We start from the raw sequence: 17995 nt of genomic DNA on the forward strand, positions 1-17995 counted from the left end.
AGTAGCGGATCCGCTTGGCCGAACCGACCGCGTCAACGCCGCGAACTCGAATCGCCGCTCCCTGACAGCTCACCAGGGCGATCCGCTTGGCCGACCCTCATGCGATCCATGGCCCCGGTCCTTGACAGTAGATGGGGTGCTCTCCGTCGAGAGCTGGGCGTGGCCCTCCAGGGGGCCGAGGCGCGGCGCGCCTACCGCGTGGTGCGCCGCAACTGGGAGGCGCTCTCCGACTTCGAGGAGCCGGAGGCCCTTGTTTCATTTCTCACGGCGCGCGAAGGCGACTCTCACGTCAAGGATGGGCTGCTCACGGGCCTCGTCACACTGGTGCAAATGGGGAAGACGGACAGCTTCTTCGTGGCCCTGTTGTGGTTGGGCCTGTGGCCGGGGTTGGACGGCGTGTACCGCCGATGTCTCCGGCGAACAGGCCACCCGCCTGCGGAGGTTGTGTCCGCGGTGGCCGCGTCCTTCATGGGCCTCGTGGCGCGCGTCAACGTGTCAGGCGTCCAGCGCGTGGCTGGAACACTCGTGCGAGGGACGGAGCGCGACGTTCTCAAGGCCTGGCACAAGGAACTGGTGGAGCAACGCCACCGCGCGCGCCTCGGGCTACTGGTGGACGCGGACGGCGGGGTGCTCTCGGTTCCGTGGCTCACGCCCTCTGCCTCTCGAGCCCGCTCCTTCAACGCCGAGGTGGAGGAGCTGCGTGCGTGGCTCCTCCCGCTGACGGGCGAGGACACCGACCTGGTGGTGTCCGTCATTCTTCTCGAAGAGGACTCTGTCGAGGTGGCATCGAGCCGCGGGCTGTCGCCCGAAACGGCGCGCAAGCGCGTCCAGCGGGCCCTGGGGCGCCTGCGGAAAATGAAGAAAATAATCCCCGAAAAAGATTTCTTGTCCCAAATCGGCGGGTGGGGGTGCTTTTTAGAGTTTGTGGATTCTGAAACAGCCGAGAGGGCATCGGGTGGGGACGACTGACGGGAATCGCGAATCGCGTGTCCCCGGCTCGCGCCACCTGTCTTTGAAGGAGTAGAGGGGCCGCCTCGCGCCCCAATCCAATCCTGCTTCGAGACACCCTGTCCACCCGGCGGACAGCAACGCCCCTGTATTGCCTACAGCCTGGAAGGATTGATGAAAACAGCCGCGCGAAACAACTTCGAGCACGATGAAACATTCGTGCGCTTCGTCGCTCGCATTGACGGACACCGCCTCCGGGTGGTGAGCCGGGGCGACTCCGGGCCGAAAGCGGAGGAGCGCCGCGCGTGCCTCTGCTGCGAGTGCGACGAGGCCCAGGCCCATGACTACATCCGCCTGCCGGGACTCTTCCGCCGCTGGGAGATTCAGCACGTGGTGGACACCGATGCGGACTTCAACATCGAGGCGGCGGGCTCCACGGATGACGGCACCGAGCTGTTCTCAGTGTACCGGCGCGAGCGCCCCTCCCCCACTACGCACCGCCAGAAGGAGGAGTGAAGCACCATGGCCAGCAACATGTGGGAGCAGACGGCCGCGATGGCCAAGCAGCATGAGCAGCAGGGCGGCGCCTGGCTGAAGTTGGCGAACGACGGGGACATCGCCGTCGTCGTCTTCCTTGGGGAGCCGCACCCGCGCGAGGTGGTTTTCCTCGACAACAAGTTCGTCCCCTTCGACGAGAAGCTGAAGGCCCAGGGGCACAAGCCCTCGTTGCGCGTGGCTCTCAACGTCGCCGTCTACGGGACGCGCGAGGTGAAGGTGATGGAGCAGGCCTCCACCTTCTTCACCAACCTGCTCCAGGTGCGGGCGAAGTACGGCTTGGAGACGTGGGCCTTCGAGGTGAAACGCCATGGTGCGGCGAAGGACCCCAAGACGACGTACTCCCTCCTGCCGGAGAAGCAGTTGTCCCCGGCGGAGGTGACGGACTTCCAGGCGCTGCGTCTGCATGACTTGCCGAAGCTATATGCGGCCGAGGCGGCAGCGGCGGCGAGCGGCACGTCACCCGCAGCCACTTCCAGTCCGAAGGTGGGCGAACCCGTCGACGTCAAGCTCGCTCAGGCAATGGCCACCGCGCTGAAGGCGCTGCCGCGCGAGGCGGTAGACAGGTTCCTCCAGAAGTTCGGCGTGCAGCGCATCCGGGACATCCCGGCGTCGAAGGGAGAACTGGCGCGCGCCTTCGTCGACTCACTCGTGGCCGAGTACTCCGCGGAGAGTGTCGCAGACGTGGACCCCTTCGGGCCGTGAGCGTGCCCCGCTGAAGCTGGTTGCCGTAGCCCTGCGCGAAGGGGGCCCGTTGCGTGCCCCCGACGCGCCTCTCTGAGGACGACAAGAATGGTGGAAGACTTCTCCGAAATGCGCGGGGACGGGGGACGTGTTGTCTCTCGTACCCAGGACTCCGGCGTGGGGGCCGCGCCGTCTGCGCCTGCGCGCAACGCGGGCACGGCCACGGGCATGCGGACGCTGCGCGTGCGGGTAGACGCTGGGCTGCGGCTCGCGGCGGGCGACGTGCCGCCAAAGATGGTGGAGGGCCTCTGCCAGGCGCTCTCCCTCCCCAACCCCGCGTATTTGAAGCTGGTACGGCTGCGCAAGCGCCCGGGGGCGGAGCCCCAGACGCTGTACTTCTTCCGCCAGCAGGAGCGGGAGCTGGTGCTGCCGCGCGGGGCCATTCACCTGTTGCGCCGGGCCGCGGACGAGGCGGGCCTGACGCTGTCTTTCGAGGACGCGCGGGTGCTGCCGCCCAAGCGCCTGGCGAAGCTGCCAGAGGTGCCGCTGCGCGACTACCAGGCCGCGGCCGTGGAGCGGCTGGCGAAGGCCACCCAGGGGACCGCGGTGCTCCCTTGTGGCGCAGGCAAAAGCGTCCTCGCCGTGGGGGCCATCGCACGGCTCCGCACGCCGACGCTCATCCTCGTCCACACCTTGGACTTGGCGGAGCAGTGGCGAGAGCACATCCGCGAGCGCCTGGGCTTGGTGGCCGGCCTCGTGGGCGCCGGGGAAGAGGAGGTGCGGCCCGTCACCGTCGCCGTCGTCCAGTCCCTCTCTCGATGGGACGAGGCGAAGCTCGACGCCTTCCTTGTCCGCTTCGGCCTGCTCGTCCTCGACGAGGCCCACCACATCGCCGCCAGCGCCTTCCATCGAATCGTGGACCGCTGCCCGGCGCGCTACCGGCTGGGGCTGACGGCCACGCCCGAACGGGAGGACGGGCTGACGCCTCTCCTGCGCTTCTACCTGGGCGCGCCTCTGGCCGTGGTGAAGCACGAGGACCTCGTCGCGCGCGGAGTGCTGGTGGTGCCGGAGGTACGCGCCGTGGAGACGGCCTTCGACTACCCGTACTGCCGCGCCTCCGACTACGCGCCAATGCTGGAAGCGCTGGTGGAGGACAAGGCACGCAATGACCTCGTCCTCGGCACCGTGGCCCGCGAAGCATGGGCAGGCCACCTGTGCCTCGTCCTCACGGGCCGGGTGGACCACTGCGAGCAGCTGGCGCAGCGGCTATCGGCCACGGGCTTGTCGGCCGCGGCGTTGACGAGCGAAGTGCCGCGCGAGGTGCGCAAGGCACTCCTGGACCAGGCTCGCGCCGGGCGCGTCCGTGTCCTGGTGGCCACCAGCTTGGCGGATGAGGGGCTCGACTTGCCGCGCCTCTCTCGCGTCTTCCTGGCGTACCCCGGCCGCGCGCGTGGACGCACCGTCCAGCGTCTCGGACGCCTCATGCGTCCCCACCCGGAGAAGAAGAGCGCCGTCCTCATCGACTTCGTCGACGGGAAGGTGCCGCCCTTGCGGCGCCACCATGCGGAGCGCCGCCAGCAGTACGCCACGGTGCTGGGAGTGACGGCCAACGCCGACGTGCATTGAACCACCACAGGGAGTGAGCACCTTCGATGACGACACCTTCTGACACCACTCCAAACCCCGACGCCATCCGCGCCACCTGGCGGTGGCTGGCGCACGAACAGCACGGCGTAAGCGAAGTCCGCGTCATCCGCCCAGGCGGCGGGGGCATCGTCGGCCTGGGCTTCTTCGACGACGAGGAGGCCTTCGTCGCGGCATGCGCGGCGGCCAATGCCGATGGCAACGTGTACGTGGGCATTCAGCCGCGGCCTCGGCGCCTGCTGGAGCTCGCCCCCAACGTCCTGCGCCCCTTGCGGACTGGGGCGGGGAGCAAGGACATCGAGGTCGTGACGGCCACGGTGGTGGACCTGGACCCCGTGCGTCCCAAGGACACGGCCAGCACCGAGGACGAGCTCTCGCTGACGCTCCAGGTGGCGCAAGCCGCCGCGGCCTGGTGCGAAGCGCAGGGGCTTGTCCGCCCGCGGCTGATGATGAGCGGCAACGGGGCGCAGCTGTGGTTCGCCCTGCCGCCGCAGTCCCTGGCGGGCGAGGCTCAGGAGCGTGTGCAGGCGGGCCTGAAGGCCTTCGAGGCCGAGGTGCGCGCTCGCTTCCAGTCCGAGCGCGTGCACGTGGACTCCATCCACGACGTGGCGCGCATCATCAAGGTGGTGGGCACCGTCAGCCGGAAGGGTGCGGGGACCGCGGAGCGCCCTCACCGAGCAGCTCGGGCGCTGGCCGGCTTCGAGCGCGTTGAGGACGGAGGCCTTCAGGCCCGCCTGCTGAATCCGCCGGTGCAGCCGCCGGTGGCGAACCAGGCGCATCCAGCCCAGGCGGCGCTGCCGCTGGCGCCCTCCGCCTCGGCCCTACAGGGGGCGGCGAAGGCCCGTCGGACGGAGACAGGGGAGTACGACTGGGCGCACCCGGTGGAGATGTGCAGCCCGGTGCAGCGCCTGTGGCAGGAGGGCGCGGAGGACCGGAGCGTCGCCATCTTCAACATGGTGCGCTTCTTCGTGCACAAGGGGCTGGGCCTCGACGAAATCACCGAGCTGGTCCTCGAGTACGACCGCCGTGGCCTCGGGAAGCTGAAGGGCCGGGACGGCGCCGGCTACATCCGCAAGGCCTACGAGAAGGTGGTGGCCACCGCGCGCGAGGATGGCGCTGTGGCGCCGCCCTGCCACTCCCTCCAGGGCATGGGCTACTGCCGTGTCAACCGCGAGCCGGACGTGCGCTGCGAGCTGTACGACGTCGTCTTCGACATCGAGGCGGCTGTGGAGCGCCTGGCCACGGTGCCGGCCCAGGACGTGGAGTACCGCCTCAAACCCATCCTGGAGGCCATCGCCCACCGGCCACCGTCCGCGCAGGAGAAGTACCTGGGCCTGCTGGAGGTTCGCACCGGCCTGACCGCCCAGAAGCTCCGGCTGACCATGGCCCGCGCCGTGCGCACTCAGGCCGCAGGAGAGGGCGCGGACACCAAGGGAGGAGGGAAGAGCAGCAGCGGTGACGACACCATCGACGGCGAGGTGTACGAGGACGCGTACTGCTACTACACGGTGACGCAGCGGGGGGAGGCGAAGGCCATTTCCTCCTTCACCTTCACACCGACGGCCCTCGTGGAAACCGAGGAGGGGGAGGTTTTCCTCGGGGATGTCCGCACGGACAAGGGAGCCGAGGTGGAAGGAGCGCGGCTGCCGCGGCGGGCCTTCAACTCGCGCAAGGAGCTGCTGCACCACCTGCCCTCCGTCCATACGCAGTGGACGGGCAGCGACAACAACGTGCAGGGCCTGCTGCGCGCGGTGGCGCGGCGAGCGGTGCCGAGGCTGCCGGGCACCACCACGCTGGGCGACTTCAAGCGAGGAGAGCACCACGTATGGGTGGCGCCCGGGTGCACCATCGGGAAGGAGGGCTTCCTCGCGGCCTCCCCCGTGGCGTACTTGCCGAATGGGACGACGCTCGAATCGCGCATCCGCTACGAGGCCGCGGACGACGACGCCTTCCATGACGTGGCGAGCACGGTTTTCGAGTACCTGCTCAAAATCAATACGCCCCAGGTGGTGCTGCCCATTCTGGGGTGGTTCTTCGCTACGCCAATGAAGCCACGCTTCATGGAGAAGGTGGGTTCCTTCCCGCTTCTCTTCCCTTATGGGACGCAAGGCAGTGGCAAGTCGAGCACGTGCACCGAAGTCTTCTGGCCCCTCTTCGGCGTGCCTTCCTCGGATGCCTTCAGCGTGACGGAGACGGAGTTCGCCCTGGTGAAGTTGCTGTCCGCCACGCGCTCGGTGCCGGTGGTGGTGGACGAGTACAAGCCCGGTGACATGCCGCTGCCCCGTCTCCACCTGGTGCACCGCTACATGCGGCGCCTCTACCGAGGAGAGACGGAGGAGCGGGGGCGCCCGGACTTGTCGGTGGTGAGCTACCGGCTGCAGGCGCCGCTGTGTATTTGCGGAGAGACGCGTCCCACGGAGGCGGCCCTCGTGGAGCGCCTCCTGCCCGTCAACCCGGAGAAGGCGACGGTGCAGCGCCGCGACTGCCGGGCGGCCTTTCGTAAGCTGACGTCCGTCAACCTCGCCCTTTTCGCCCCTCGCTACATTCAATTCTGCCTGGGGCGGGACTTCGAGGCGGACTACCGCGTCGTCCGTGCCGTGGCGGAAGTCCTCCTTGAGAAGAGGGACGCGCCTCCGCGTGTAGCGGACAACGTGACGGCCATGCTGTTGGGCATCCACCTCTTCGAGGAGTTCGCCAAGGAGTGCGGCTATGCGTTGCCCGAGGACTTGGGGGCCCGCGAGGCTGTGGACGCGGTGCTGAAGGACGTCCTCGAGGAAGAGACGGGCGTCCGCAATGCCCTGGATGCCTTCATCCAAATGCTGGGTGTCATGGCAATCCAGGGCGAATTGAAGCACCGCGTCCACTATGCCTTCGACGAGGGGCGCCTGTGCCTCCACCTGGAATCCGCCTACGACGCCTACCGCGCGCACTGCAAGCGCATCGACTATCGAGGGGAATTGGTTGACACGAAGGCACTCCGACGCCTCATTCACGAGAACCACCGCGCCGGAGAGTATGTCCTCTCGCCCAGTGAGCGCGTCTGCTTTGCCGGCAAGGCCCTGCGCCGGTGCGCCCTCGTGATTGATGTCTCAAAGGCCCCCTTCATCTCCGCGGAGGACTTCCCGCATGCTGAAGACGCAAGCCGTGGGTGGCGTTGGCGTGGCCATGATGAAGGCAGTGCCGAGGAGGTGGCTTCGTGACGGGGGTGGATGGGAAGCCCGGGCCTCCAGCAGATGCGACTGATGTGCCTCACCACCAGCTCCGACGCTACGAGGCCGCGGTGGAGGTCCTCGCCGATGCCCTCTGGGAGTTGTGGTTGCGTCGGCGGGCACAGCCGCAACGACAGCCGCCTGCATGGGGGGCGGAGGAGGGCGCGCATGGCTGAGCCGCGGACTCTCGACTTGTCTTCTTTTGGGGACAGAGCGTCCATGGCTTTCGCCCGAGGGCGTGCTGCCCCGGACGAAGGAGACACCACCATGGCGAAGAAGGGGATTGCGCAGGCCGCGCGCAAGGAGCTGGCGGACGTGCCACAGCAACTGGCCGCGCTGGCCAGCATGTCGGTGCCGGAGTTGGCGGAGAAGTACCTGGAGGTGTACGGCGAGCCCACGCGCAGCCGCAACCGGGACTACCTGAAGAAGCGCCTGGCCTTCCGGATTCAGGAGCTGGCCGAAGGGGGCCTCTCCGCGCGCGCCGTCGCACGCATCTCGGAGTTGGGCGACAAGCTGCCCGAGCGCTGGAGGATGCGGCAGGTGGAGGAGACGAAGCCCACCGCTTCGCCTCCTCCAGCCGCTGCGGACGGGCGCGCAGCCGCTGTGGATGGGCGCGACGCGCGCCTACCGCCGCCGGGCACGGTGCTGACGCGTGTCTTCAAGGGCACGCAGCACCGGGTGACGGTGCGCGAGGGCGGAATTGAATACGAAGGCCAGCTTCACCGCAGCCTTTCCAGCGTGGCGAAGCTGATTACGGGCACGGCCTGGAACGGCTTCTCCTTCTTCGGACTCAAGGCCGGCGGCTCGAAGGAGGTGACGCCATGAGCGGCCCCGCCTTCTTCCAGACGCACATGGGACAGCGCTTTTACGAGGGGACGATGCCGCAGCTCGTCCGCGAGCTGACGCGCCTCAACAACAACCTGGAGCGGCTGGTGGCCGTCGCGGAGCAGCTCTCCGGGCCGAAGCAGTCTTCGAGCGTCGAATCGGTGCCGCCGCCGACGACAGAGGGGGCGGAGGGACCATGAGGAAGAGCAAGTCGCTGCCCTCGGACGCGAAGCGCTGCGCCGTCTACACGCGCAAGTCCACGGCGGCGGGCCTGGAGATGGAATTTAACTCGCTGGACGCCCAGCGCGAGTCCTGTGTCTCCTACGTGCAGCGCCAGCCCGGCTGGGTGTTGGTGGATGAGAGCTACGACGACGGCGGCTTCACCGGCGCCAACATGGAGCGGCCTGCCTTCCAGCGGCTGCTGCAGGACGTGGATGCGGGCCGGGTGGACGTGGTGGTGGTGTACAAGGTGGACCGCCTCTCCCGCAGCCTCCTCGACTTCGCGAAAGTCATGGAGCGCTTCAACGCGGCGGGCGCGTCCTTCGTCTCGGTGACGCAGAACTTCAGCACGGCGGACGCGATGGGCCGGCTGACGTTGAACATGCTGATGAGCTTCGCCGAGTTCGAGCGCGAGATGATCTCCGAGCGGACGCGGGACAAGGTGGCCGCCGCGAGGCGCAAGGGGAAGTGGACGGGAGGGCGCGCACCGCTGGGCTACGAGGTGAAGGACAAGCGCCTCGTGGTGAATGAGTACGAGGCGGTGGTGGTACGGGAGGCATTCGAGCTGTACCTCCAGCACCAGCAGGCCTCGGCGGTGGCGCGCCTCCTCAACGAGACGGGGCGTAGGACGAAGCGGTACGAGGCCCAGAGCGGTACTACGCGCGCGGCACGGAAGTGGACGACACAGGATGTGCTGCGCCTCTTGAGGAGCCCCCTGTACGCGGGCTTCGTTCCCTACGGGGACGAGACGCACCCAGGCGAGCACCCGGCCATTGTGGACAGGAGCACCTACCGTCAGGTGCAGGACATGCTGCAGGGCCGAGGCCCCGGCCTCCAGTACCACGGGCGCAACCCCGACTACGTGCTGCGGGGACTCTTGCGGTGTGGCCTGTGCGGCGAGGCGATGACGCCCGGCTCAACGCGTAAGGGCACGCGCGAGTACCGCTACTACCGCTGCGTCACCCGGGACAAAAGGGGGAAGGAGGGGTGCCGGGCCTCTCCCATTCCGGCAGCCGCCTTGGAGGACTTCGTCGTCGCTCGGCTGCGGGAAGTCTCGGTAGGTAAGGGCTTTGCGGCGCAGGTACACGCCCGCCTCACGGCACGGCTGGAGGAGAAGCACAAAGCCCTGCGCGCCGAGCGCGCGCAGCTCCCGAAGGACCTGTCCAAGCGCGCTGGGGAGTCCGCGAAGTGGGTGGACTCCCTCTCGAAACTGGAGGGCCCAGCCCGGCGCCTCGTCGAGGAGAAGCTGACGGCCGCGGAAGAGGAAGCCGCCGGCATGAAGAAGCGGCTGGCGGAGGTGGAGCGCGCCCTGGATGCCATGGAAGGGGAGAAGCTGGAGGCGGCATGGGTGGTCCAGGCCCTGGCGGACTTCGACGCGGTGTGGGACGCCCTCACGGCCCCCAATCGGGGTCGCCTGCTGCAGGCTCTCGTCGGCCGGGTCGTGGTGGATGAGGACACGGATCGCGTGGATGTGCACCTGGCCCTGGCCGGTGAAACCGCGCCGCCCGGGCGCAAGGAGGTGGCGGCGTGAGCGCGAGTCCCGAGTCTCGGCCGACGGAGGTTGGCCTCATCAGCGCGCAGTTCCACCGCGTGCGTCGGGCGAAGGTGGGCTTCCGAGAGGGAGCGCGCCCCCCGCCGCGAGAGGTGGTGCGCCGACCAGCGCACGTCGCGCGAATGCTGGCCCTGGCGCACCATGTGGAAGCAATCATTGTGCGAGGGATGGTGGCGAGCGCAGCGGACGTCGCCTGCCAGTTGGGATTCACCCGGGCGCGCGTGACGCACCTGCTGGACTTGCAGTTGCTGGCGCCGGACATCCAGGAGGAGGTGTTGTTCCTCGAGGCCGTGGATGGTGAGGAGCCCCTCAGTGAGCGAGGCCTGCGGGCCATTGCTCACGCGGGGACGTGGGAAGCGCAGCGCGTGCGTTGGCGCGAAGTGAAGGCTTCATTCTGAGACAGGCGTCCGAATACGCGGACTCCTTGGTGTAGCGTGAGTGCAAGAGGCTGACTGTTGTCGTGTTGAAGAATAGGCGGGTCATCCAGCCCGCGAGGAAAGAGAGCGAGAGCACATGCAGAACGACATGCGGAGTACCATTCAGGCTGCGGTTGCGGAGGAGGTGGGGAAGGCGATGGGGCGGCAGCTGGAGCTGCTCGTGAAGATCGCTCAGTTCCTGGGCATTGAGCCTGGCCCGACTCCTGCGGCGTCCGCGCCGAAGCGCGCCCCAATGTCGCCTCCTGCGCCGAAGCGCACGCCCTCGGTGCCGGTGCGGAAGTGGGTGAAGCCGCAGGCCGCGTCGAAGCCCGCGCGGACCGAGCCCGCGCCCCAGAAGAGCCGCGGGCGCGCGCGTGCGGCAGGGCGCACCGCGACGGCCACCACCCCCAGCCCCAGCCCCGAGGCTTCCGCTTCATACGCGGCAGGGCAGGAGGTGCGTTACAAGCAGGGGCGGGGCACTTTCTCGGCGAAGGTGAAGTCCGTCGACGAGAAGGCGAAGACGGTGACGGTGGCGCGCGTCTCCGACGGCAAAGAGGTGGTGCGCCCCTTCGACAAGGTGACGCCCGTCTGAGCGCGGGCCGCAGCTCAAAGGGCGCGAGCGACTTCTCCTCCCGCATGCACCGCTGCGCAGAGGCGCTTTGCGCCCATCGTTACGGCTCGTCGGCCAGTTCGTTGAGTGGCACCTGGGCGATGGCACGGTGGTGGGGCGTGACTCCAGCGGCGAGCACCTCCCGCATTCTCTTGCGGGAGCCGTCGAAGTCCCCGCCCCCTTGTTCTGATACATGCGGCGCGTCCATGAGCCCGTGGAGCCTTCTCGGAAGCGCGAGACTCCTCGCGCAAGAGGCCCAGCACGCTCGCCTTCATGGTGAATGTCTCCTCGCTTTCGTTTCGTGCCTTCAGCGTCTCCATGAGGGCCAAGCGCTCTCGTTCGACGGGGACGATGGGCCAATGAGCGAATCGGGCCCCAGTCAACGGGTGCACTCGCAAGTCACGGCTCCTCAGAGAGGCCAATGCTGGGGCCTCTCGTACCCGGCAGGGGAGGTAGCGCGCTGGTGAAGCGGAGTCGGGGTGCTGCTGTCCCGGCGTAGGAGTCAGAGGCTTCACAGATGCGGAAGGTCATGTTACTTCGCAGGTGAAGTCAATTTGACCAATAGACGATTGCGTGGGTAGCTCGACTGCAGAGGGGCGGATCCATGGAGCCACGCCCCCTTCCTTGAGGAGGAGTCACAGCCATGACGAAGCATCCGGACGAGGTGACGACGGAAGAGGGGGCGCCCCGCGTGCCAACCTTCCCGGCACGTGCTGACGTGAACTTCCTCTTCGAGGTGGGAGGCGTGCGCTATGAGGTGGTGCGCGAGTTGGAGGTGCGGCCGAATCGCGAAAGGCTGCTGCGGGCCCAGCGGCGTGCGTCGGACGGCACGCTGTCGGGCCCCTGTCTCATTCGACAACTCGCCAGCCCTGCCTCGTATATGGCTCGCAAGCGACTCGCGGAAGAGGTGGAACTGGCCTTCTGCCTCGACCACCCCAACATCGCCCAAGTCTTCCACGTAGAGGTGGACGAGGTGGAGGATGTTCCCTACGTCATCATGCAGTACGTGGACGGCCCCTCGCTGGAGACGCTGGTGTGCGCGGCGGTGGTGCGGGGGCAGCCCCTCTCGGAGGGCTTTGGCCTGTACGTGGGGACGGAGGTGGCGGATGCGCTGCACTACGCGCACACGCTGACGTCGGGGAAGGGCGTGCCCCTGGGCATCGTCCACCGGGATGTGAGCCCCCGGCACATTGCCCTGGGCCGCCATGGGGAGGTGAAGGTGCTGGACTTCGGCTCCGCGTACTCACTGCTGGTTGGGCGGGAGGAGTCGCCAGCGAGCCTGCTGAGAGGCGACGTGGCGTACGCCAGCCCGGAGTACCTGCGCAAGGCGGGGCTGACGCCGCGCTCCGACGTCTTCAGCCTGGGCGTGCTGCTGGTGGAGGTCATGACGGGCAACCACCTCTTCGAGGTGCACGACGTCCCGCCCGTACCGGCGAAGGAGAGCCGGCAGCGGACGGAGTCTCCCCCCACGCTGCCGTTGCAGCAGATGCAAGCCCTCATGGAGACCTTCGGCCCGGACGTCGTCGAGAAGGCGGCGGCCGCCCTCTCGGACGACGTCAAGGCCGTGCTGCACAAGGCCCTGCGCCTCGACCCCGAGGAGCGCTTCGCGACGGCGGGGGACATGCGCGATGCCCTGCGCGGCGTGGCCCTGTCGCGGCCCAAGGGGCCCTACGGGCGCGCGGAAGCCGCCAGAGAGGCAGCCCTTGTCGTGTCCGCGGGAGGGCAGATGCGCGACAAGGTGGAGTTCGGCGAGGGGGGCCTCTACCCGGAGGGGTTGGACACGCACGAGTTGGTGGCCCTGAAGAAGGAGTAGTCCGTCGACGGTCTGCTTTCGCGTGGCTCGAAATGGCCGGCACCTCGCCACGAGGTGGATCTCCTTCTGGCGAGGAAGAAGCGCCTGGAGGAGTGGCCCGCCGAGGTGAATGAAGCGCTTCGGGAGTGTGGCGCGGCGTACCCGGCCCCCTCGGTCTGTCGGCGAGGGCGTCCGTCGGCGCCGAGGACTGCCCGGCCTGCTCGCGCTCGGGACGCCAACGCGTCGGCCGTATGCAACCTGGCGTTGGAGAGGAGGGCGCGCGAGCCGTTCGGCGGCGCCTCCTCCCCAAGGAGCTGCCTCAGCGAGCCAACTCGGTGGCGACGTGGACGAGGGCGTCCAACTTCCCTGCGTCGAGCTTCCGAGCGACGAAGATGAGCCGGCGCAAGGCGGCGTCGTCCTCCGGCCGAGCCCGAGCCTCGCTGTCGGTGGACTCGGTGAGGCCCAGCAGGTCCTCCGGGGAAACCATCAATGCGATGCACATGCGGTACAACGTCGAGACGCTAGGCATCATGTGCCCGCGCTCCACGCGACTGTAGACGGCGGCGGCAAGCCCCACGCGCTCCGCGACTTGAACCTGCGTCAGGCTCATCTGCTCCCGGGCGAGGCGGGCGACAGAGCCGATTTGGGTTGCGAGTTCTTCATTCATAAGGTGCAGGTGAGTATACCTGAGTTGCTACGTGTCATGGCTGCGACGCTCCCTCAGCGCACACCAGAGAGAAGCTGAACCAGGGCGAGCGCCTGGCGCGTGTCCAACCGGTGCACGCGCCGTCGCAGGGCGTCCTTGGTGGTGGCGGCAATATCCGGCGACAGGAGGGTGGGGTAGCCCAGCAACTCGTTGGGCGTGGCTCCGAGGGCGGCGCACAGCCGGTACAGCGTCGCGACGCTGGGGAGCATGAGCCCTCGTTCAAGCCGGCTGTAGGCGTTGCGGGAGATTGCGACGACTTCGGCCACTTCCGCCTGCTTCAGGCCTGCACGAAGGCGGGCCGCGCGCAGGGTCTCTCCGATGATGGCGGGCAAGGGGCGGAGGGAAGCCTTCGGAGGGACGGCTGCGTGGATGTCAGGAGGAAGATGCATTTCGAAAAAATAATACCTGAGAGGTTTATAGACTTCACCTTTTGGGTATGAATGATTTCATCCGCTATGGTCGGTGCTCACGTGTGGGAGAAGAGTCACGCGATTTCCCTGGGCTTCTGGTAGCGTGGGGCCGGCGCCGGGGAGGGAGTGGCATGCGCGTGGCCGTAGTCCTGCTGTCCGACAGCGTCTTCAGGAGGACGTCGCCATGAGGGATGACGGCCCCCCGGCCGTGCTGTCCCCCGGGGACGTGGTGAAGGGCTACACGGTGGTGAGGCAACTGGACCGTGGTGGCTTCGGCACCGTGTACCTCGCGACGAATGACGGGCAGCCCTGCGCGCTGAAGTTGGTGGAGCGGCAGCGCGTGGAGGGGCGGGTGGAGAAGGAAGTCTCCATCCTCTTGCGCTTGACGCACCCCAACGTGGTGGGGCTTCGCGGCTTCTCCTACTGGCAGGCCGGGGAGCGCGACTTCGCTCTCATCGCCATGGAGTACGTGGAGGGGCGGAAGCTCGGGGTGTGGGTGAAGGAGGAGAACCCCTCGGCCCGGCAGGTGGCGAAGGTGACGCTCGACGTGGCGAGGGCGCTGGCCGCCTCGCACGGGGCGGGGGTGGTGCACCGGGACGTGAAGGACGCCAACGTCATGGTGCGCGCCGCGGACGGGCTGGCGGTGCTGGTGGACTACGGGATCGGGGATTACACGGGCGCCCCCGGCGTCACCCAGTCCATGCTGCCGCCGGGGACGATGGAGTACCGGCCCCCCGAGGCCTGGCGCTTCATGCGGAAGCACCTGGGCCAGGCGGGCGCCCGCTACGTGTCGGCTCCATCGGACGACATATGGGCCCTGGGCATTGTCCTCTACCGCCTCCTCACGGCGAGGTGGCCCTTCGATGCGTCGACGGACGCGGACTACGTCGAGGGCGTCATGGGCAAGGTGCCCGTGCCTCCCTACCTCGCCAACCGCTTCGTCCCAGAGCAGTTGGGGCTGCTGTGCATGCGGCTGCTTGAGAAGGAGCCTGCGGGGCGCCCCAGTGCGGCGGCTGTCTGCGAGGCGCTGGAGGAGGTGCTGGCCGGGGCGGAAGGGGAGGCGTGGGACGTCTCCCTATGCGACACGTATGGCCCGCACTCGGCCACTACCGAGAACGAGGGCGGAGGCGAGGCGAAGCACCTCGCACGCAACAAGCTTGCCCGGTGGGTGAAAGTCCCCTTGCGCCAGATGCGCCGTGGCAAGGCGCCCGGGCCGGAGCTGCTGGAGGCCCGCGGTGAAGGCCCGCCTGCGGAGTTGCTTCCCCGGGCCGCTCCGGTGGTTGCTGCCTCGCCGCCTGTCGAAGCGGAGCTGCTGGGCTCGGAGCTGGAGGAGGGGCTGGGCGCCGCAGAGATTGCGGTGGAATCCGCGCTGGCGGCCCCCATTGTCGAAGTGGGGCGGCGCTCGTTCCTCTCGCGACTCAGGATGGGACGCGTGCTGGGGGTGGGGCTGCTGGCCGGTGCCCTGGCTGCGGGGGCGCTTTTCTCACAGCAGTCTTCTCTGCCACCAGGGGGCGCGGTCCCCTCCGTCTCCGGCCAAGAAGTAGCGACATATACAAAGAAACCTCAAGCTGCCTCGGCCGCAGCTCCTACCGGGCCGGAGGCAACACCTGCGGCCGTCGCGCCTCCAGCGACGAATCCCGAGGTGACTGCCACCGTGACGACGACGAAGAGTGACTCCCCGCCCTCCCCGCCGGTGGCTGCCAAGAAGGCCACGAAGAGCGTTGGCACGGCCCTGGCGATGACGGCCCTCTGCACGACGCTGGCGTGCTCCGGCGCGCAGGTGCGTTCGCCACCTGACCCCGAGGACTGCCCGGAGCAAGCTGTCGAGACCATGGAGAAGCTGGGTATTCGCGTGGGGGAGACCGCTCCAGCAACGTTTCCCATCAAGGGTGACACGAGGGTTATCGCGGTACGCGAAGGCAACACGCAGATTCGCTTGCTTGGGAGCTGGGGCCGGTTGCCCGACGATACTGCGTTGTCCGGGCGACTCATCTTGGGCGACCGCGTCTATGGCCGATTGACCCGGGTCCGCACGAGCAAAGGCAGCTTCCCAGTGTGCATTGAGGTGTATGACACAGGTTTTAAGCGCGGGCTTGAATTGGAGCCAGGTAAGGCTGACTCCGGTGGACTTCGCGTCTGGTCAAGCGTTCAGATGAAGGCCGTCCGCGAGTTTGAGTGAAATGCTGGGCTCCAGGTGGTGTCCCCTGGTGCCCCGCTTTGGCTCGCCAAGGAGTGACAACTGCGTGCCTCGACCAGTATTGGCAGTCCTCATTCTTCTTCTCAGCGGCGGTGTGGCCTGGGCGCAGCCGACATTCATGTCAACCGGCGCGGCAGTTCGCCGCATCGAGTTGAGTCCGGAGAGCGCATCCAATGCAGTCGAGGTGTCGATAAGCTCAGGGCTCTCCTCCACGATCCTGTTTGATTCGGAGTTGGCGCGAGAAGGTGTGATCCTGGAGGGGCGCGAGCGATTTTCCCTAGTGGATATCGGCCAAGCAACGATTCGGCTTATTCCCGCGGATGGCATCAGTCCTGGAGATCGGCTTCGATTGGTAGTGAGGTTTCGGGATGAGGCGGCACCTGGGAGTGCAACATTCCTCCTGGTGGCACATCCGGCGAAGGCAGAGCCGTTTGTTGAGGTGTACCGCCGGAAGCGCGGAGTGGAAACCTACCGGGAAGAGGCACGAGAGGCGAAAGCAGAGGCCCAACGGTGTCGGGAGGAGAATGACCGCTTGCGTGCTGAGCGAAGCTCTCCTCAAGGGCTCGCTGGCCTTCTCTCGATGGGGAAGGTGGGCAGTGGAGGCGTCGAGGATAGCGACCTCGGAAAGACTATCTCACGAGGCCCTGGTGTCGCTGTTGTTGTACGTCAAGCTTACGGCTATCGCTCTGCACTGCGAGTCGCGGTTGACGTACTGATGGCGTTTCCAGAGGGTGGGCAGCCGTGGACAGCAACGGGAGCAGCGCTTCGAGATAAGTCTGGCAAGGAGCTGAACGTGCTGCAGGTGTGGCAGGTTGCTCCCACGTCTTCGGAGAAGAATGTTCGCGTTATTATTGAGGCGGAGGCCACTTCGGACTCTGCCCGGGGCCCGTTCAGCCTGAAGATTTGGGAAGCGGCTGGCCCCCGCACCGTCACGCTAAGCAACATCGCCTTCCCATGAGCTGGAGTGTGCGCGAGTGAATGCGCGACTCACGGATGGCTGCGGGCGCCCTGATGGCGACGCTCCTGCACCATCTTCAATCACTGCACCTCGACGTCGGTGTTGGTCTCGCGAGCTGCGTAGGGACTTCCTGCACCATGTAAGGCCCTCGCTAGCAGCCGTCGTGCGCGAGTAGCGGTCTGCGCTTCGTCGTGCAGCATGCCTGACGGACGCTGTGGAGTGTCGCCACGGTCATTCCTATTCGCGCGGCTGGCGCCGTAGCGTGGCGTGGCACGTCTGTCTATCCCCCTGCAGGCCGGGTCTTATGTGACTTTTTCAGTGCAATGCCCCACCCGGTCCTCCGCCTTGTCGGACTGAACAGGGAACCTCTGTGCTGAGCGCCCCTGCTGGGGCCTGCTGCGGAGGCGTCGATGGGCATGCGTTGGAGTTGGGCCGTCGTCTTGCTGCTGCTGTTGCCCGGGGCCGGAGGGGCGCAGGAGGCCATCACTCCAGAAGACTTCGACGCCACCGTGCGAAGGCTGGAAGAGGCCATCTCCGACAAGTCTCCCGGCGAGGAGGAAGAGGGAGAGGCTCAGCCCGAGGAGGAGGCCTCTGCGTCCGCGACGGCCGACTCAACACCGTCGTGGACAAACCTGCTGCGCATGGACGCGGCGACGTTGACGTTGCTGCCTCGGAGGAGCGAGGCCACCGCGGAAGGCTTCGTGCAGGTGGAGCCCATGGTGGCTTTGGGGAAGGGGGAGTCGGTGCGCCTCATTCTCGGTACGCCGGTGCGGCTGCGGCTGTGGGGCGGAGGAGAGGGCGCGGGCCTCGTGAGGAAAGAGGACTGGGACACGCTGTCCGACTGGGGACAGGTGGTGCGCCTCTTCATGGTGGGAGGGGACACGCCCAACTCGGTTTGGTTGGGGATGATGGAGGGCTACTCTCTCCTGTCCGGGCACCTGGTGCGGCGCTACGGCAACCGCGTCAACCCCGACTACCACCCGGCCGGCGTCATCGCGACGGGGACGCTGGGGCCGGTGTACGCGGAGGCCTTCGCTTCGGACGTGTTGAGCGCTCGCCTGGCGGGGGCGGAGGTTGCCCTGGACGTGCAGCACGTCCTCTTCGGCCGGCCCTCTGTTCCCGGACGCTACACGCTGGCGCTGTCGGCGGTGTATGACTGGGGACGGGTAGGTGGCACCTCAGGGGCCATGACGCTGGCGCACCTGGACGCCACCGCCGTGGTGTTGCGGCGCGGGCGCAAGGGCAAGAGGGTGGAGGCGCACCTGCTGGG

The 17995-nt window shown here is 67.6% G+C and carries 16 protein-coding genes and 1 pseudogene; 14 read left to right on the forward strand and 3 right to left on the reverse strand.

Translation table 11 applies throughout. The features are described from left to right. The first annotated feature begins 198 nt into the window (after nt 1–198). The 10 genes from D7Y15_RS35855 (at nt 199) to D7Y15_RS35905 (ending at nt 10644) form a co-directional block, all read left to right on the forward strand. Nucleotides 199–969, forward strand: coding sequence for a sigma-70 family RNA polymerase sigma factor (locus D7Y15_RS35855; RefSeq protein WP_233605221.1), 771 nt, complete (start codon nt 199–201; stop codon nt 967–969). 153 nt (nt 970–1122) lie between these two features. After that, the gene (locus D7Y15_RS35860) at nt 1123–1464 is read left to right on the forward strand and encodes a hypothetical protein (RefSeq protein WP_121755400.1); all 342 of its coding nucleotides are present in this window, start codon (nt 1123–1125) and stop codon (nt 1462–1464) included. Nucleotides 1465–1470: 6 nt separating this feature from the next. After that, nucleotides 1471–2208 carry a hypothetical protein gene (locus D7Y15_RS35865; protein ID WP_121755401.1) on the forward strand — a complete coding sequence of 246 codons (738 nt, stop codon included), beginning with the start codon at nt 1471–1473 and terminating at the stop codon, nt 2206–2208. 87 nt (nt 2209–2295) lie between these two features. After that, the gene (locus D7Y15_RS35870; protein ID WP_121755402.1) at nt 2296–3813 is read left to right on the forward strand and encodes a DEAD/DEAH box helicase; all 1518 of its coding nucleotides are present in this window, start codon (nt 2296–2298) and stop codon (nt 3811–3813) included. Between the two features lie 26 nt (nt 3814–3839). Continuing rightward, nucleotides 3840–7031 carry a hypothetical protein gene (locus D7Y15_RS35875; RefSeq protein ID WP_121755403.1) on the forward strand — a complete coding sequence of 1064 codons (3192 nt, stop codon included), beginning with the start codon at nt 3840–3842 and terminating at the stop codon, nt 7029–7031. A gap of 276 nt (nt 7032–7307) precedes the next feature. Beyond that, a complete protein-coding gene (locus tag D7Y15_RS35885) occupies nt 7308–7865 on the forward strand; it encodes a DUF2924 domain-containing protein (protein ID WP_121755404.1) in 558 nt (185 codons plus the stop codon). Beyond that, nucleotides 7862–8065, forward strand: a complete 204-nt coding sequence (locus D7Y15_RS35890) for a hypothetical protein (protein WP_120617033.1) — start codon at nt 7862–7864, stop codon at nt 8063–8065. The genes D7Y15_RS35885 and D7Y15_RS35890 overlap by 4 nt, the downstream gene beginning before the upstream one ends. Further along, complete coding sequence (locus tag D7Y15_RS35895) at nt 8062–9615, forward strand: recombinase family protein (RefSeq protein WP_121755405.1); 1554 nt, start codon at nt 8062–8064, stop codon at nt 9613–9615. Before D7Y15_RS35890 ends, D7Y15_RS35895 begins: the two co-directional genes overlap by 4 nt. Before the next feature lie 188 nt (nt 9616–9803). Beyond that, nucleotides 9804–10034: a hypothetical protein gene (locus D7Y15_RS46065; protein ID WP_233605222.1), complete on the forward strand. Its 231-nt coding sequence runs from the start codon at nt 9804–9806 to the stop codon at nt 10032–10034. A 115-nt stretch (nt 10035–10149) separates the two neighbouring features. Further along, the gene (locus D7Y15_RS35905) at nt 10150–10644 is read left to right on the forward strand and encodes a PspA (RefSeq protein ID WP_121755407.1); all 495 of its coding nucleotides are present in this window, start codon (nt 10150–10152) and stop codon (nt 10642–10644) included. Between the two features lie 79 nt (nt 10645–10723). Here D7Y15_RS35905 and D7Y15_RS46820 read toward each other — a convergent pair whose 3' ends face one another. Next, nucleotides 10724–10870 (reverse strand): DUF2379 family protein, encoded by a 147-nt coding sequence (locus D7Y15_RS46820; RefSeq protein ID WP_121755408.1) that lies wholly within the window; start codon nt 10868–10870, stop codon nt 10724–10726. 435 nt (nt 10871–11305) lie between these two features. On the opposite strand from D7Y15_RS46820, the gene D7Y15_RS35915 reads away from it, so the two are divergent. Continuing rightward, nucleotides 11306–12475, forward strand: a complete 1170-nt coding sequence (locus tag D7Y15_RS35915; protein WP_121755409.1) for a serine/threonine-protein kinase — start codon at nt 11306–11308, stop codon at nt 12473–12475. A gap of 298 nt (nt 12476–12773) precedes the next feature. Here the strand turns inward: D7Y15_RS35915 and D7Y15_RS35920 are convergent, their stop codons facing one another. Then, nucleotides 12774–13121: a helix-turn-helix domain-containing protein gene (locus D7Y15_RS35920; protein WP_121755410.1), complete on the reverse strand. Its 348-nt coding sequence runs from the start codon at nt 13119–13121 to the stop codon at nt 12774–12776. A gap of 53 nt (nt 13122–13174) precedes the next feature. Next, nucleotides 13175–13492, reverse strand: coding sequence for a helix-turn-helix transcriptional regulator (locus D7Y15_RS35925; protein WP_233605223.1), 318 nt, complete (start codon nt 13490–13492; stop codon nt 13175–13177). Between the two features lie 262 nt (nt 13493–13754). On the opposite strand from D7Y15_RS35925, the gene D7Y15_RS35930 reads away from it, so the two are divergent. From D7Y15_RS35930 to D7Y15_RS35940, 3 genes and pseudogenes are all read left to right on the forward strand, one after another. Then, nucleotides 13755–15749: a serine/threonine-protein kinase gene (locus D7Y15_RS35930; RefSeq protein ID WP_121755412.1), complete on the forward strand. Its 1995-nt coding sequence runs from the start codon at nt 13755–13757 to the stop codon at nt 15747–15749. A 64-nt stretch (nt 15750–15813) separates the two neighbouring features. Beyond that, a complete protein-coding gene (locus D7Y15_RS35935; protein WP_121755414.1) occupies nt 15814–16725 on the forward strand; it encodes a DUF2381 family protein in 912 nt (303 codons plus the stop codon). A 410-nt stretch (nt 16726–17135) separates the two neighbouring features. Then, nucleotides 17136–17995 (forward strand): annotated as a pseudogene (locus tag D7Y15_RS35940) (hypothetical protein); the annotation flags it as partial.

The sequence above is a fragment of the Corallococcus sp. AB030 genome, assembly GCF_003668965.1.
GTDB lineage: Bacteria > Myxococcota > Myxococcia > Myxococcales > Myxococcaceae > Corallococcus > Corallococcus exiguus.

Excerpts from the sequence above, each read along its gene's own strand:
- D7Y15_RS35865 (WP_121755401.1), top strand. The coding sequence starts at position 1,471 with ATGGCCAGCAACATGTGGGAGCAGACGGCCGCGATGGCCAAGCAGCAT.
- D7Y15_RS35915 (WP_121755409.1), top strand. The coding sequence starts at position 11,306 with ATGACGAAGCATCCGGACGAGGTGACGACGGAAGAGGGGGCGCCCCGC.
- D7Y15_RS35920 (WP_121755410.1), bottom strand. The coding sequence starts at position 13,121 with ATGAATGAAGAACTCGCAACCCAAATCGGCTCTGTCGCCCGCCTCGCC.
- D7Y15_RS46065 (WP_233605222.1), top strand. The coding sequence starts at position 9,804 with ATGGTGGCGAGCGCAGCGGACGTCGCCTGCCAGTTGGGATTCACCCGG.
- D7Y15_RS35895 (WP_121755405.1), top strand. The coding sequence starts at position 8,062 with ATGAGGAAGAGCAAGTCGCTGCCCTCGGACGCGAAGCGCTGCGCCGTC.
- D7Y15_RS35885 (WP_121755404.1), top strand. The coding sequence starts at position 7,308 with ATGGCGAAGAAGGGGATTGCGCAGGCCGCGCGCAAGGAGCTGGCGGAC.
- D7Y15_RS35930 (WP_121755412.1), top strand. The coding sequence starts at position 13,755 with ATGAGGGATGACGGCCCCCCGGCCGTGCTGTCCCCCGGGGACGTGGTG.
- D7Y15_RS35870 (WP_121755402.1), top strand. The coding sequence starts at position 2,296 with ATGGTGGAAGACTTCTCCGAAATGCGCGGGGACGGGGGACGTGTTGTC.
- D7Y15_RS46820 (WP_121755408.1), bottom strand. The coding sequence starts at position 10,870 with ATGGACGCGCCGCATGTATCAGAACAAGGGGGCGGGGACTTCGACGGC.
- D7Y15_RS35860 (WP_121755400.1), top strand. The coding sequence starts at position 1,123 with ATGAAAACAGCCGCGCGAAACAACTTCGAGCACGATGAAACATTCGTG.
- D7Y15_RS35905 (WP_121755407.1), top strand. The coding sequence starts at position 10,150 with ATGCAGAACGACATGCGGAGTACCATTCAGGCTGCGGTTGCGGAGGAG.
- D7Y15_RS35875 (WP_121755403.1), top strand. The coding sequence starts at position 3,840 with ATGACGACACCTTCTGACACCACTCCAAACCCCGACGCCATCCGCGCC.
- D7Y15_RS35890 (WP_120617033.1), top strand. The coding sequence starts at position 7,862 with ATGAGCGGCCCCGCCTTCTTCCAGACGCACATGGGACAGCGCTTTTAC.